3 protein-coding genes (1 of these 3 running past the window's edge) are annotated in these 14,935 nt (G+C 72.2%); all 3 read left to right on the top strand.

Features of this window, described 5'->3' with window-relative positions; translation table 11 throughout:
• The first annotated feature begins 1 nt into the window (after nt 1).
• Nucleotides 2-1,585 (top strand): mycofactocin dehydrogenase MftG, encoded by a 1,584-nt coding sequence (mftG, locus tag ON26_RS23770; RefSeq protein WP_040798726.1) that lies wholly within the window; start codon nt 2-4, stop codon nt 1,583-1,585.
• Nucleotides 1,586-1,731: 146 nt separating this feature from the next.
• Complete coding sequence (locus ON26_RS23765; protein WP_040798724.1) at nt 1,732-3,096, top strand: GAF domain-containing protein; 1,365 nt, start codon at nt 1,732-1,734, stop codon at nt 3,094-3,096.
• 493 nt (nt 3,097-3,589) lie between these two features.
• Nucleotides 3,590-14,935, top strand: partial view of a non-ribosomal peptide synthase/polyketide synthase gene (locus tag ON26_RS23760; RefSeq protein ID WP_245546014.1) — the 5' portion only. It continues 6,963 nt past the right edge of the window; the window shows 11,346 of its 18,309 coding nt (coding positions 1-11,346); its start codon is at nt 3,590-3,592; its stop codon lies beyond the right edge, outside the window.

Below are 14,935 nucleotides of genomic sequence, written 5' to 3'. Positions count from 1 at the left end.
GATGACCGACACCCTGATCGTCGGGGGCGGGACCGCGGGCTGCGTCCTGGCCGCCCGCCTCACCGAGGACCCGTCGCACACGGTCACGGTCCTGGAAGCGGGCCGGGTCCGGCTCGATCCCGCGGCCTTCCCCCCAGCCTTGCTCGACGCGACCCGGATGCCGCTCGATCCCGACGCCGCCTGGCTCTGGCGCTACCGCACCGTCCTGTCGCCCGGCGGCGAGGCGGCCGCCGACAGACCTGCGGGCGGCGAACGCGATGCCGCGGACGATGCGGGCGGATCGCGCGGTGCGCACCGGGCGGGAGGCGGCCCCGGCTACCCGGGCGGCCCGGTGCTGGGCGAGCTGGTGCGCGGGCGAGCGCTCGGCGGCTCCAGTTCGGTGAACGGCAGCTACTTCGGGCGGGCGCGAGCCACCGACTTCGCGGCGTGGGACGGCGTCGCGGGCGGCCCCGGCTGGGACTTCGGCACCGTGCTCGACGCCTACCGGCGCAGCGAGTCCGACAAGGACTTCGGTGACCGCCCCGGCCACGGCCGCACCGGCCCGATCCCGGTGGTCCGCGCCGCCCATCCGGGCCCCATCAGTCGCGAGTTCGCCACTGCCGCGGGCTCGCTCGGGATACCCGAACGCGAAGACCTCAATGCCGTGCCGGGCGCCGGACCCGAGACCGGTCTGGCCCGGGTGCCCTGCAATATCGACGCCGGAATGCGGATCGGCACCGCCGCGGCCTACCTGCTGCCCGCCGCGCACCGGCCGAACCTGCGCGTCCGGGGCGAGGCCACGGTGTCGCGGGTGCTGTTCCGGCACGGCCGTGCCGTCGGAGTCGAATTCCGGTGCGGTAGCGCGACCGAGACGGCCTGGGCCGACCGTGTCGTGCTGTGCGCGGGCGCCGTGGAAACGGCTGTGCTGTTGCTGCGTTCGGGCATCGGCCCGGACGCCGGGTCGATCGGAGCGGGCAGCACGCCGGTACACGCGGCGCCGGTGGGGCAGTGGTTCACCGATCACCCGGAGATCGGTCTCGACTACCGCGTCGACTCGGAATCCGGCACGGAACCGCCGCCGACGGTCCCGCTCGAGTACGTCCTCGATCTCGACGACATCGAATTGCGGCCCTACACGGTCGAATTCACGCCGGGCGTACGCCGTCTCGGGATCGCGCTCATGCGGCCGCACTCCGCGGGTGTACTGCGGCTGCGCGCGGGCGATCCCTTCGCGGGGCCGCTGATCGAGCATCGCTATCTGTCCGAGTCGGCCGACCGGGCGCGGTTGCTGGACGCCGCGGCGCTGGCGGAAGAATTGCTGTCGCGCATTCCCGGCGCGCGGATCCTCACCAGGGTGCCCTCCGCCACCCATCCGCGGGCCGCCGCCTGGCTGCGCGAGCGGCTGGGCACCTCCCAGCATCTGGCCGGAACCTGCCGGATGGGCGCCGCGCACGACGAGCGCGCCGTGGTCGACCACGGCCTGCGGGTGCACGGTGTAGGCGGCCTGTCCGTGGTGGATCTGTCCGTGGTGCCGGTGCCGCTGAGCCGTGGTCCGCAGGCGAGTGTGGTGATGATCGCCGAGCGCGCGGCCCATCTGCCGAGGTGAGCGGACGGCTCGCCCGGGTATTCAGAAAGACAAGTAAGTCACAATTCGCCGGGGAGTCGCCGCGCTGTGACCTGCGGGACAAACCGAAGATCCTTCCCTCGCCGGGTATGGCGCGCCGGTAAGGTTTGGAGCGGAAAGAAAGGCAAATGGTCAGCAATCTCGCAGGTGGGCGGCCCCCACGGCACCGCGTCGAGCCGGGCACGCAGCTCGGCGCACTGGAAGCCTATGCCGCACAAGCTCACGGATACCTCAGCGCGGGCGGCGAACAGCTCTCGCAGCTGGCGGGCCTGCTGCGCCCCCTCGTGCTGGATTCCTGGCTGCGCAGCCTGCGCAGCGGCGTCGATCCGATGGATGTGCTCAACGAGCGCGGTCTGCGCGGCGCCGATCTGCATCGCTACCGTGAGGCGCACGCGCTGGCCCCGCTGATGCCGCTGATCGACAAACTGCTCGTCCAGGACGCCGCGCGCACCGGCTTGATCGTGGCCGTCGCCGACCAGTTCGGCCGGGTGCTCTCGGTGCACGGCAACCCCGATCGGGTGGCCGCCGCCGCCGAGGTCGGCCTGCGGGCCGGTGACGACCTGAGTGAACGCCGCATCGGCACCAATGCCGCGGGCCTGGTGGTGCGCACCGGGCGCGCGGCCTGGATCCACGGCCCCGAGCACTTCCTGCATCGGATGCACCAGATCACCTGCGCCGCCGCGCCCGTGCACGATCCGGACGGCAGGCTCGTCGGCGTGCTGATGGTGGCAGGTGGCGTGCGGGTCGCCCGGCCCGAGATCCTGGCGCTGGTGAAGGCCACGGCCACCGCGGCGGAGATGGACCTGGTGCTCACCGCGATGCGTTCCGGCCGGGCCGATGCGGCCGGCGGGAACGGACCCGCCCGGCCCGCCGAGGCGCGCTCGCTCGGGCTGGAAGTGCTCGGGCAGGGGCAGCCGCAGCTGACCATCGCGGGGGAGCGGGTGCCGCTGTCGCAGCGCCACGCCGAGATCCTGCTCCTGCTCGCCGAGCACCCCGAGGGGCTCGGCGCCGACCATCTGGCCCTGTTGCTCGACGACACCGATCTGGACAACGGCACCATCCGCGCGGCCGTATCGCGATTGCGTTCGGTGGTTGGTCCGACGGTGTTCGGTTCGCGCCCCTACCGCCTGCGTGTTCCGGTCGCAACCGATGTCGACGCGCTGCGCGCCGCGCTCGACTCCGGTGATGTCGAATCCGCATTACGCCTCCATGCCGGTCCGGTGCTGCCGCGCTCCACCGCGCCCGGGATCGTCGACATCCGCGACGAGTTGCGGGTCCGGTTGCGCACCGCGGTGCTGGCCTCCCATGACAGTGGGGTCTTGCGCCGATGGACCTCCAGTGCAGACGGGCGCGACGATGCCGCGGCCTGGGCCGTCTATCGCACCTCGGTCGATCGCGATTCGCCACTGTATGCGCAGATCGAGGCCAAGATCCGGGTGCTCGACCGCAGGTTGGGCGCCGATGCAACGCGGATGCAACGTTTCGGCTCATAGTCTGCACACCTGACAGTGTGATAGCTCACCACGTGGAAGCCCCGGGCTCCGCGCGATAGCCGCTGTCCTGCGTTTTCTACCCTGTAAGACAATCTGGACACTTGACCGAAATATTTCGGTGGAACAGGTTACTTTTTATTCGTTCACCGCCTAATGTTCGCAGTGCACGCAACGATCGTGTGACGCAGAGAACACAGCCGGGTCTCGATCGGAGGCCGCAGGCGGCGAAAGTTGGAGGAACGATCACAAGCTAGTCCCACCCGGCGCGGAGCCCGCTCCGCCACGGTTGGCGGACCGTGAGTCCGCCGTCTCGTTCAACGCAATCTGTCGGATCCCGCGCGGGTGACATCGTCACCGATCGCGCTCTCGCCGAAAAACGCCCGTGGGGGCATGCCGCCCGCCCGCGTCCGGTCGTCGCGACCGGTAGCGGGCTGATCGGTGCTGCCCGAAAGCCCCTCGGGCAGTGGTTCTTTCACCGGTCAAGGAGGCTCTGGTGCACGGTACGGAGTTGGATGGATTCGGCGCGCGGCCCGGCGAGAACGCTCCCGACCGGCGCGACGCGCAGCACTTCCCGCTCTCGCCCGCGCAACTGGGCGTCTGGTACGCGCAGCTGCTCGATCCGCAGACCCCGATCAATATCGCGCAGTACGTCGACCTGCGCGGCGACCTGGATGTCGAACTGCTGCAGGAGGTTTCGCCGCAGGCCGCGTTGGACTACGGCTCCGGCTTCGTGCGGCTGTGCGAGATCGACGGGGTGCCGCACCAGTGTGTGGACCCCGAGCTGTCCCGCGAGATGACGATCATCGACATGCGCGAGCACGCCGACCCGGTGGCCGCGGCGACCGAGTGGATGCGCGCCGACGCCGCCGCCCCCGTCGACCTGCTGCGCGACCGCCTCACCCGGGGCGCGGTGCTGCGCGTCGGCGACCGCCGCTGGTTCTGGTACCTGCGCGCGCACCACATCGTGCTCGACGGCTACGCCGCGCTGATCAACACCCAGCGCGTCGCCGAACTCTACACCGCCCGGGTCCGCGGCGAGGAGCCCACGCGGGTGCGCCCCGCCGCGCTGGCCGAGCTGGTGGCCGGCGAACAGACCTACCGCACGAGCAGCCGGTTCGAGTCCGATCGCGCGTACTGGGCCGAGCGGGTGGCCGGCCTGGACAGCGTGACCAGCCTGGACGGTCGGGCCGCCGCCCGTGCCGCGAGCAATCTGGTGGTCGGCAGGCCGCTGCCGCACGCGCTGATCGAACGGATGAACACCATTGCCGCCGACCAGGATTCGACCATCGCGGCGGTGCTCATCGCCGCCTTCGCCGGCTATCTCGGCAGGCTCACCGACCGCTCCGATGTGGTGCTGAGCCTGCCGGTCACCGCGCGCACCACCGCCGCCATGCGCCGCTCGACCGGCATGCTGTCCAATATCGTGCCGCTGCGGCTGCCGGTCGGCGAGACCGGCTGGGCCGCGCTGCTGCGCGCGACCCGCGTCGAGCTGGCCGGGGCCCTGCGCCACCAGCGCTACCGGCACGAGGACATCCGCCGCGACGCCGAGCACGACGGCCGTCCCGCGCACCGTGCGCTGTTCGGCCCGCTGGCCAACATCATGCTCTTCGGCCGTGACCTGCGCCTGGGTGACACGGTCGGCCGCTACCACGTGCTGTCCACCGGTCCGATCGAGGACCTGAGCATGAACGTCTACTACGGCGAGCGCGACAGCGTGCACGTCGATTTCGAGGCGAACCCGAACCTCTACCGCGCCGACGATCTGGCCCGCCACCATGCCCGCTTCCTCGGCTACCTGGCCCGCCTGGTCGACGCCGGCCCCGAGGACGACCTCGCGGACATCCCGGTGACCACCGATCTCGAACTCGAGGTCAGCACCAGGATCTGGAACAACACCGGCTTCGACGTGCGCGCCGCGCTCACCCCCGGCCTCGCCCAGCCGCCCACCCTGGTCTCGATGTTCGCGGCCCAGGCGGCGCGCACCCCGGACGCGCCCGCCCTGGATTACGCGGGCGACCCCACCGCAGGCCTCACCTACCGCGCGCTCGACGCCGCGGTGAACCGGCTGGCCCGGCACCTCATCGACCGGGGCGTCGGACCGGAAAGCCTGGTCGCACTGCATTTCCGCCGCTCGCCCGAGCTGGTGATCGCGATGTACGCGGTGTTGGCCGCCGGTGGCGCGTACGTGCCGCTCGACCCCGATCACCCCGCCGAGCGGACCGCCCATATCCTGCGGACGGCGGCACCGATGTGCGTGCTGAGCACCGGCGACATCGAACCGCCCGAGACCGCCGCGCCGGTGCTGCGGCTGGACGAACTCGACCTGGCCGGCTACCCGGACGGCCCGGTATGGGATCGCGAGCGCCGACGCCCGCTGCGCCCGCGCCACCTCGCCTACGTCATCTTCACCTCGGGCTCGACCGGCCTGCCCAAGGGCGTGGCCGTCACCCACGAGGCGATCGTGAACCGGCTGGTGTGGATGCAGCAGACCTACCGGCTCACCGAGGCCGATGTGGTGCTGCAGAAGACACCGGCCACCTTCGACGTGTCGGTCTGGGAGTTCTTCTGGCCGTTGCAGGTCGGCGCGCGGCTGGTACTCGCCCGGCCCGACGACCACCGCGATCCCGCCGTGCTGCGCCGCGTCATCGCCGAACACGGCATCACCACCGCGCATTTCGTGCCCTCCATGCTGGAGGCGTTCCTCGGCGGGCACGACGGCGAGATCGCCGATTCGCTGCGCCAGGTGTTCGCCTCCGGCGAGGCGTTACCCGCCGCGCCCGCCCAGCGCCTGCGGGTGCTCACGGGCGCACGACTGCACAATCTCTACGGACCGACCGAAGCGGCGGTCGACGTCACCTTCCACGAGGTGACCGACACCGACATCGCGACGGTTCCGATCGGCGCGCCGGTCTTCAACACGCGACTCTACGTGCTGGACTCGCGGTTGCGGCCCGTTCCGGTCGGGGCGCCGGGTGAGCTGTATCTGTCGGGGGTACAGCTCGCCCGGGGTTATCTCGCCCGGCCCGGCCTGACCGCCGACCGGTTCGTCGCCGATCCGTTCGCCGCCGCAGCCGGCCCGTCCGCGCCGGGCGCCCGGATGTATCGCACCGGCGATCTGGTGCGCTGGACCATCGACGGCGAGCTGGAATATCTGGGGCGCACCGATTTCCAGGTCAAGCTGCGCGGCCTGCGCATCGAGCTCGGCGAGATCGAATCGGTGCTGTCCGAGGTGGACGGCGTGGTGCGCGCGGTCGTGGTGGTCCGCGACGACGCGGGCGTGGGCGAGCAGCTGGTCGGCTATGTGGTCGAGGCCGAGCCGGGCGGGGTGCGTCCCGAGCGACTGCGCACCGCGGCGCTCAGCGCGCTGCCCGCCTATATGGCGCCCGCCTCCTATGTCGTGCTCGACGCCCTGCCGGTCAATGCCTCCGGCAAGCTCGACCGGGCCGCGCTGCCCACCCCGGAACGCGCGGTCCTCACCTACGCCGAGCCCGCGACGCCGATGGAAGCTGCTGTCGCGAAGGTCTTTTCCGAAGTCCTCGGGCGTGTGCCCATCGGCCGTGACGACGACTTCTTCGCTCTCGGCGGCAACAGCCTGGTGGCCACGCAGGTGGCCGCCCGGCTGGCCGCCGACCTCGACTGCGCGCTCTCGGTTCGCGATATGTTCACCGCCACCACGGTGCGCGATCTCGCCGAACTGATCGAGCGGGCAGGCGGGACCGGCGGCGGCGCGAGCCGCCGGCTGCGGGTGGTGCCGCGGCCGCCGCTGGTTCCGCTCTCCCCTGCCCAGCAGCGGATCTGGTTCCTGAGCCGGTTCGAACAGGACGGGATCGGCTATCACATGCCGTTCGTCCTTCGCCTGAGCGGCGCGCTCGACGTGGCCGCCCTGCACGCGGCGCTCAACGACGTGATCGACCGGCACGAAGTGCTGCGCACGGTGTTCCCCGTCGACGCCGACGGCGCGCCGCGTCAGGAGATCCTGCCGGTCGCCGGTCTGACGGTGGCCGTGGAGTTCGTCGCCGCGGGCGAACTCGACGCCGCGGTGTCCGCGTTCGCCGCCCGTCCGTTCGCGCTGGAACGCGAGATCCCGTTCCGGGTAGCGCTTTTCCTGATCGGTGCGGGGGAGTACGCGCTGGCGATCGTGCTGCACCACATCGCCGCCGACGGTCTGTCGCTACCGGTGCTCGCCGCCGACACCGCCGCCGCCTACACCGCCCGCCGCGCCGGCTCGGCGCCGCAGTGGTCGCCGCTGCCGATGCAGTACGCCGACTATGCCGTGTGGCAGCGTGAAAGGCTCGGCGCGGCAGACGATCCCGACTCGCCGACGGCCCGGCAGCTCGCCTTCTGGTCGACCGAGCTGGCGGGTGCGCCCGAGCATCTCGAACTGCCCTCGGACCGGCCGCGTCCCGCGATCGCCGACGGTGCGGGCGCGATCCACCGCGTCGAGATTCCGGCGGAATCACACGCGCGCGCAGTCGAACTCGCCCGCGCCGAAGGCGTCTCCACCTTCATGCTGATGCACGCGACGCTCGCGGTGTTGCTGTCGCGGCTGACCGGCGCCGACGACGTGGTGATCGGCGCGCCCATCGGCGGCCGGGACGCCGCGGGCCTGGACGCCCTGGTCGGCATGTTCGTCAACACGCTGCCGCTGCGCACCCGGATCGACGGCCGGAAAACCTTCCGTGACCTGCTGCGCACGGTGCGCGAGCGGGACCTGGCCGCCTTCGCGCACGCCGACGTGCCCTTCGAGCAACTGGTCGACGCGTTGCGCCCGACGCGCGCGCAGGCCTGGCATCCGATATTCCAAATTGCGTTGTCGGCAGCGGTAACCGGCGACATGAGCCTCGACCTCCCCGAGGTTTCGGTGCGAACGAGTACGGTGAACACCGGAGTGACCAAGTTCGACCTGTCGATCGAGGTCACCGAGCTCTTCGCCGGTGCCGATCTCGGGGAAGGATCGGCACCGGCGGGGATTGCCACCGAATTCACCTACGCGACGGCGCTTTTCGACCCGGACACGGTCGCCGTCCTCGCCGGCCGGCTGGTGCGCCTGCTCGACGCCGTCACCGCCGATCCGGCCGCCCGGGTCGACGAACTGCCCCTGCTCGAACCTGCCGAGCAGCTGGCCCTCACCACCCGCGGTGACGTGCCCGCCCTGGCGAACACCCTGCTGCCGGATCTGTTCGCCGCCGCTGCCGCCGCGGCGCCGGACCGGATCGCGGTGTGCGCCGACGACCGTACGATGACCTACCGCGAGCTCGACGCCGTCTCGTCCCGGCTGGCCAGGGCGCTGATCGATCGGGGCATCGGCCCCGACGACGTGATCGCCCTCGCCGTGCCCCGCTCGCCCGCCTTCGTCACCGCCGTCTGGGCGATCGCCAAGGCCGGTGCGGCCTGGGTGCCGGTCGATCCCAGCTACCCGGCCGAGCGGATCGAGCACATGGTGCGCGATTGCGATGCGGCATCGGGCCTCACGCTCGCGGACCTGCGCGACGGCCTGCCCGCCATCGGCGCGGACGCACCCTGGCTCGCCCTCGACGATGTCGAATTCGGTTTCCACTGCGCCCGGTTCGGCGCCGAGCCGGTGCGCGACCTCGAGCGGGTGCGCCCGCTGCGCCCGGGCAACCTGGCCTACGTCATCTACACCTCCGGCTCCACCGGCCTGCCCAAGGGCGTACTGGTGACCCAGGCCGGCGTCGCCGGATTCGCCGCCGAGCAGACCGCCCGCTATCCCGTCGACTCCGCGGCCCGGGTGCTGCATGTCGGATCGCCCTCGTTCGACATCACCGTCTCCGAGATGCTGATGGCCTTCGACTCCGCGGCCACCCTCGTCGTCGCGCCGGAAGAAGCCCGCTTCGGCGCCGAGCTGGTGGAATTCCTGCGCCGCCACCGGGTCACGCACTCGATCATGACCCCCTCCGGCGCCATGTCCATCGACCCGGCCGATGTGCCGGATCTGCGGGTTCTCGTGGCGGGCGGTGAAGCGTGCCCGCCGGAGCTGGTGCGCCGCTGGTCGGCCGCGGGACGCAGGCTCGTCAACGCCTACGGCCCGACCGAGGCCACCGTGGCGGTCGACATCAGCGGTCCGGCCGAGCCCGGCGCCCGCGTCACCATCGGCGCGCCGCTGCGCGGGGTCCGCGAGTGGGTGCTCGACGCGCGGCTGCGTCCGGTGCCGGTCGGGGTGGCCGGTGAGCTGTATGTCGCGGGCGCGCCGGTGGCCCGCGGCTATCACGGCAGGCGCGCCACCACGGCCGAACGGTTCGTCGCCTGCCCGTGGGCGCCCGGGCAGCGTATGTATCGCACCGGCGACCTCGTGCGCTGGACCCTGGAATCCGGCGGCACGCAGCTGGAGTATCTGGGCCGCAACGACGCTCAGGTGAAGATCCGCGGTTTCCGCATCGAACTCGGCGAGATCGAAGCGGCGCTGTCCGCGCACCCGGCGGTCGCGCACGCGGTTGTCGTCGTGCACACCGACGACGCGCGGGGAGATCAACTCGCCGCCTACGTCGTTCCGCGGCCCAGCGGCGTCGCCGGACTCGATCCCGCCGAACTGCGCGCGAGCCTGCGCACCCGGCTGGCCGCGCACATGGTGCCCGCGTCGATCACGGTGCTCGATGCCCTGCCGCTCACCCCGAACGGCAAACTGGACCGGACCGCCCTGCCCGCACCGCACTTCGGCTCCGGCGAGTTCCGTGCGCCGGTCACCGGCGTCGAGCGGGCCGTGGCCGCCGTGTTCGCCGAGGTGCTCGGCATCGCCGCCACCCCCGGCGTCGGGCTCGACGACGACTTCTTCGACCTGGGCGGCAACTCGCTGATCGCCACCCGCCTGGTCGCCCGCCTCGGCGCGGCGCTGGACACCACCGTCCCCGTGCGGCTGGTCTTCGAGACCGCCACGGTGGCCGGCCTGGCCGCCGCGTTGGCCCCACTGGCGGGCTCGGGCGGTCGCGCCCCGCTGCTGGCCCGCTCCCGCCCGCAGTACGTCCCACTGTCCTACGCCCAGCAGCGCATGTGGTTTCTCAACCGCTTCGACGCCGACTCCCGGGCCAACAACCTGACCACCGCGCTGCGGATCAGCGGCCCGCTCGACCACGACGCCCTCGCCGCCGCGGTGACCGATCTGGTGACCAGGCACGAAGTGCTGCGCACCCGCTATCCCGCCGTGAACGGCATCGCCCACCAGCAGGTGTGCGAGCCGGCCGAGGCCGGTGTCGCGCTCGAGATCGCCGACGTCGACGCGGACGCCGTGCCCGCCCGCGTCCGCGAACTCGCCGCGCAGCCCTTCGATGTCACGGTCCGTCCGCCGGTCCGGCTCACCCTGCTTCGGGTGGACGCCGAGGCGCACGTGCTGGTGGTCTCGCTGCACCACATCGCCGCCGACGGCTGGTCGGTGGCCCCGCTGACCCGTGACCTGCTGTGCGCCTACGAGAGCAGACGCGGGGGCGCCGCACCCGAATGGTCACCGCTGCCGGTCCAGTACGCCGATTTCACCCTCTGGCAGCGCGACCTGCTCGGCTCCGCCGACGACCGCGAGTCGCTGCTGGCCCGTCAGCTCGCCTTCTGGACCAGCGAGCTGGCCGGACTGCCGGAGCTGCTCACCCTGCCCACCGACCGTCCGCGTCCCGCCGAGGCTTCCGGGCACGGCGCCCGGCACCGCTTCCACCTGCCCGCCGACACCGCGCGCACCCTGCGCGAGATCGCCGAGAGCACCGGCGCCTCACTGTTCATGGTGCTGCACGCCGCCTTCGCCACCCTGCTGGCCAAGCTGTCCGGCGAGCGCGACATCGTCCTGGGCACGCCGGTCGCGGGGCGTGGCGAGGCCGCCCTCGACGAGCTCGTCGGCATGTTCGTCAACACGCTGGTGCTGCGCGCCGAGGTGCGTCCCGAGCAGCGCTTCACCGATCTGATCGCCGCGGTGCGCACGGCCGATCTGCGCGCCTTCGACCACGCCGAGGTCCCGTTCGAGCGGCTGGTCGAGGCGCTCGAGCCGCGGCGCTCGGCCGCCAGGCACCCGCTGTTCCAGGTCATGCTCGACCTCAACAACACCCCCGCCGCCGAGATCGAGACCGCCGGATTGAGTGCCGCCGTCCTCGACATCGACAGCGAGACAGCGAAATTCGATCTGCAGCTCAGCCTGGTCGAGACCGGCGAGGGCTTCGACGCGGTCTTCGAATACGCCACCGACCTGTTCGACCCGCTCACCATCGCCGGGTTCGCCGCCCGGCTGCGGATCGTGCTGGACACGGTGTGCGCCGACCCCGGCGTGCGCATCGGCGACATCGACATCCTCGCCGCGGGCGAACGCGCCGCGCTCGCCGCCCGCAATGCCACCGGCCGGGAGCTGGGCCCGCCCGCCACCCTGATCTCGCTGTTCCAGGAGCAGGCAGCCCGCACCCCCGACGCCGTGGCGCTGTCGTTCTACGGCAGTCACCTCACCTACCGGGAACTCTCGATCCGGGTGAACCGGCTGGCCCGCCTGCTCGTCTCCTTCGGCGCGGGACCGGAACGCACTGTCGCACTGGGCATCCAGCGCTCCACGGATCTGGTGGTCGCCATGTACGCGGTCCTGGCGACCGGCGCGGCCTACGTCCCGCTGGACCCGGAGCACCCGGCCGAGCGCCTCGACCACGTGCTGCGCACGGCCCGTCCGGTCTGCGTGCTGACCCGCGCGGGCGACGGCCTGGAGTTGCCGCCCGGCGCGGACGCCCGCCGCTGGCCGGTGCTCGACCTCGACCGCCTCGACACCACCGCCAATTCCGGCGCGCCGTTGACCGATGCCGAACGGCTCGCTCCGCTGCGCACCGGCCACACCGCCTACGTCATCTTCACCTCCGGCTCCACCGGCCGCCCCAAGGGCGTCGCGGTCGGCCACGCCGCCATCGTCAACCGGCTGCGCTGGATGCAGCAGCAGTACCGGCTGGACGCGAGCGATGTGGTGCTGCAGAAGACCCCCGCCACCTTCGACGTGTCGGTGTGGGAGTTCTTCTGGCCACTGCAGATCGGCGCACGCCTGGTCCTGGCCGCGCCCGGCGGGCACCGCGACCCGCGCTACCTGGCCGAGCTGATCGCGGACGAGGGCGTCACCGTCGCGCACTTCGTGCCATCGATGCTGGCGGTGTTCGTCGCCGAACGGACTGTGGACACCTGTGGATCGCTGCGCCAGGTGTTCTGCTCCGGCGAGGCGCTCGCCCCCGCTCCCGCACACCGGCTGCGCGCCCGCACCGGCGCCCGCGTGCACAACCTCTACGGCCCCACCGAGGCCGCCGTCGACGTGACCTTCCACGAGGTCACCGACGCCGACCTCCACACCGTGCCGATCGGCCTGCCGGTCGCGAACACCGCTGTCCACGTGCTCGACAGCTGGCTGCGCCCGGTACCCGCGGGCGTCCCCGGCGAGCTGTACCTGGCCGGCGTGCAGCTCGCGCGCGGCTATGTCGCCCGCCCCGACCTCACCGCCGACCGTTTCGTCGCCGACCCCTTCACCCCTGGCGCGCGGATGTACCGCACCGGCGACCTGGTCACCTGGTCGGCCGACGGTGAACTGATCTATCTGGGCCGCACCGACTTCCAGGTGAAGGTGCGCGGCCTGCGCATCGAACTCGGCGAAATCGAGGCGGCCCTCACCGACATCGACGAGATCGCCCAGGCCGTCGTGGTGGCCCGGGACGGCGAGCAGCTGATCGCCTATGTGATCCCTGCCGACCCCCACCCGGCCGTCACCCTGGATCTCGACGCCGTCCGGGCCGCGCTGGCCGCCCGCCTGCCCGCGTACATGTTGCCCGCCGCCTATGTCTCGCTGGCCGAATTCCCGCTCAACGCCTCCGGCAAGCTCGACCGCCGCGCACTGCCCGAACCGGTCTTCGAAGCCGTCGCCTACCGCGCCCCGGTCACCGCCACCGAGCAGATCGTGGCCACCGTCTTCGCCGGTCTGCTCGGCAACGACCGTGTCGGTCTCGACGACGCTGCGCGTATCGGTCTCGACGACGATTTCTTCGCCCTCGGCGGCAACTCGCTGACCGCCACGCAGCTCGCCGCCCGTCTCGGCGCGGCCCTGGACGCTCAGATCCCGGTCCGGTTGATCTTCGACGCCTCGACCGTGCAGGCCCTGGCCGAACGGGTGGAACCGTTGCGCGGCACCGGGGCCCGCCCCGCCCTCACCGCCCGGCCGCGCCCCGACCGCATCCCGCTCTCGGCCGCCCAGCAGCGGATCTGGTTCCTCAACCGCTTCCTCGCCGACGCCGACGGCCTCGGCGACGCGGTCAGCAATATCCCGGTCGCCCTGCGCCTGACCGGCAGCGTGGACGAAGCGGCCCTCACCGCCGCCCTGCACGACGTGATCGCCCGGCACGAATCGCTGCGCACCGTCCACCCCGCCGACGCCGACGGCCCGCATCAGGTGATCCTGCCCGCGGACACCGTGCGGGAGCGGGTCGCGACCCTGCGTGCCCTGCGCGTCGAGGAGGCGGACCTGCCCGCCCGCCTGACCGCGAGCATCGCCGCGACCTTCGACCTGACCGTCGACATCCCGGTCCGCGCGGCACTGTTCACGCTGCCCGGCGACGACCATGTCGTGCTGGTCGTCCTGCACCACATCTGCGCCGACGGCTTCTCCCTCGGCCCGCTGGCCGCCGACCTCATGACCGCCTACGCGGCCCGTCGTGCGGGCTCGGCCCCGCAGTGGCGGCCGCTGCCGGTGCACTACGCCGACTACACCCTCTGGCAGGCCGATCTGCTCGGCGACGACACCGACCCCGGTTCCCGCGCCCACCGCGAGCTCGAGTTCTGGCGCGGCACCCTCGACGGCCTGCCCGAGCAGCTCGACCTGCCCACCGACCGCCCGCGCCCGGCCGTGCCGAGCAACCGGGGCGCCACCCACCGCCTGCGCATCGATGCCGATCTGCACAGCGAACTGCGCGAGCTGGCCCGCAAGCGCGAGGCCACCCTGTTCACCACCGTGCACGCCGCCCTCGCGGTGCTGCTGGCCCGCCTGTCGGGTGCCGAGGACATCGCCATCGGCACCCCGGTCGCCGGGCGCGGCGAGCAGGGCCTGGATGGCATGGTCGGCATGTTCGTCAACACCCTCGTGCTGCGCACCCACATCGACACCCGCGCCAGGTTCGAGACCGTTCTCGACGACACCCGCCGTCGCGACCTCGAAGCGCTGTCCCATCCCGACCTGCCCTTCGAGCGCTTGGTCGAGGTGCTCGCGCCGACCCGTGCCCGCAACCGCCACCCGCTGTTCCAGGTGGCGCTGACGGTGCAGAACTTCACCGTGCCCGAGCTGGAACTACCCGGCCTGCGGGTCGCGGAGCTGCCGCTCCCGGCCGTGGCCGCCGAGTTCGACCTGCAGTTCACCGTCCGCGAAGACACCGACGCCGACGGTCGCGCCGACGGCATGGACATCGAGATCACCTACGCCACCGACCTTTTCGACGCCGCCTCGATCGCGGTGCTGGCCCGCCGCTTCACCCAGGTGCTCGACGGCGTGGCCGCCGACGCGACCGTGGTGGTCGGCGATATCCAGCTGCTCTCCGCCGAGGAACAGCGCCGCGCCCTGTACGAGTGGTCGAGCACCGGCCCCGATCGCGCGGGCGAGGTCACCGAGACGCTGGCGGATCGTTTCGCCGCCGTCGCGCACCGTGACCCGGCCGCCGTCGCGGTGCGCGGCGCCGGCGAGACGCTCACCTACGGCGAACTCGACGCCAGGTCCAACCGGCTGGCCCGCAGGCTGGTCGCGGCGGGCGTCGGCCCGGAGAGCCTGGTCGCGGTCGCGATGGCCCGCACCCCCGACCTGGTCGTCGCGCTGCTGGCGGTGCTCAAGGCCGGGGGCGGCTACCTGCCGATC

Source organism: Nocardia higoensis NBRC 100133 (assembly GCF_000308595.1).
GTDB lineage: Bacteria > Actinomycetota > Actinomycetes > Mycobacteriales > Mycobacteriaceae > Nocardia > Nocardia higoensis.
The sequence above is the reverse complement of the archived record's forward strand: the minus strand, read 5'-3'. Positions and strand labels throughout refer to the sequence as shown.

Excerpts from the sequence above, each read along its gene's own strand:
- mftG (WP_040798726.1), top strand. The coding sequence starts at position 2 with ATGACCGACACCCTGATCGTCGGGGGCGGGACCGCGGGCTGCGTCCTG.
- ON26_RS23765 (WP_040798724.1), top strand. The coding sequence starts at position 1,732 with ATGGTCAGCAATCTCGCAGGTGGGCGGCCCCCACGGCACCGCGTCGAG.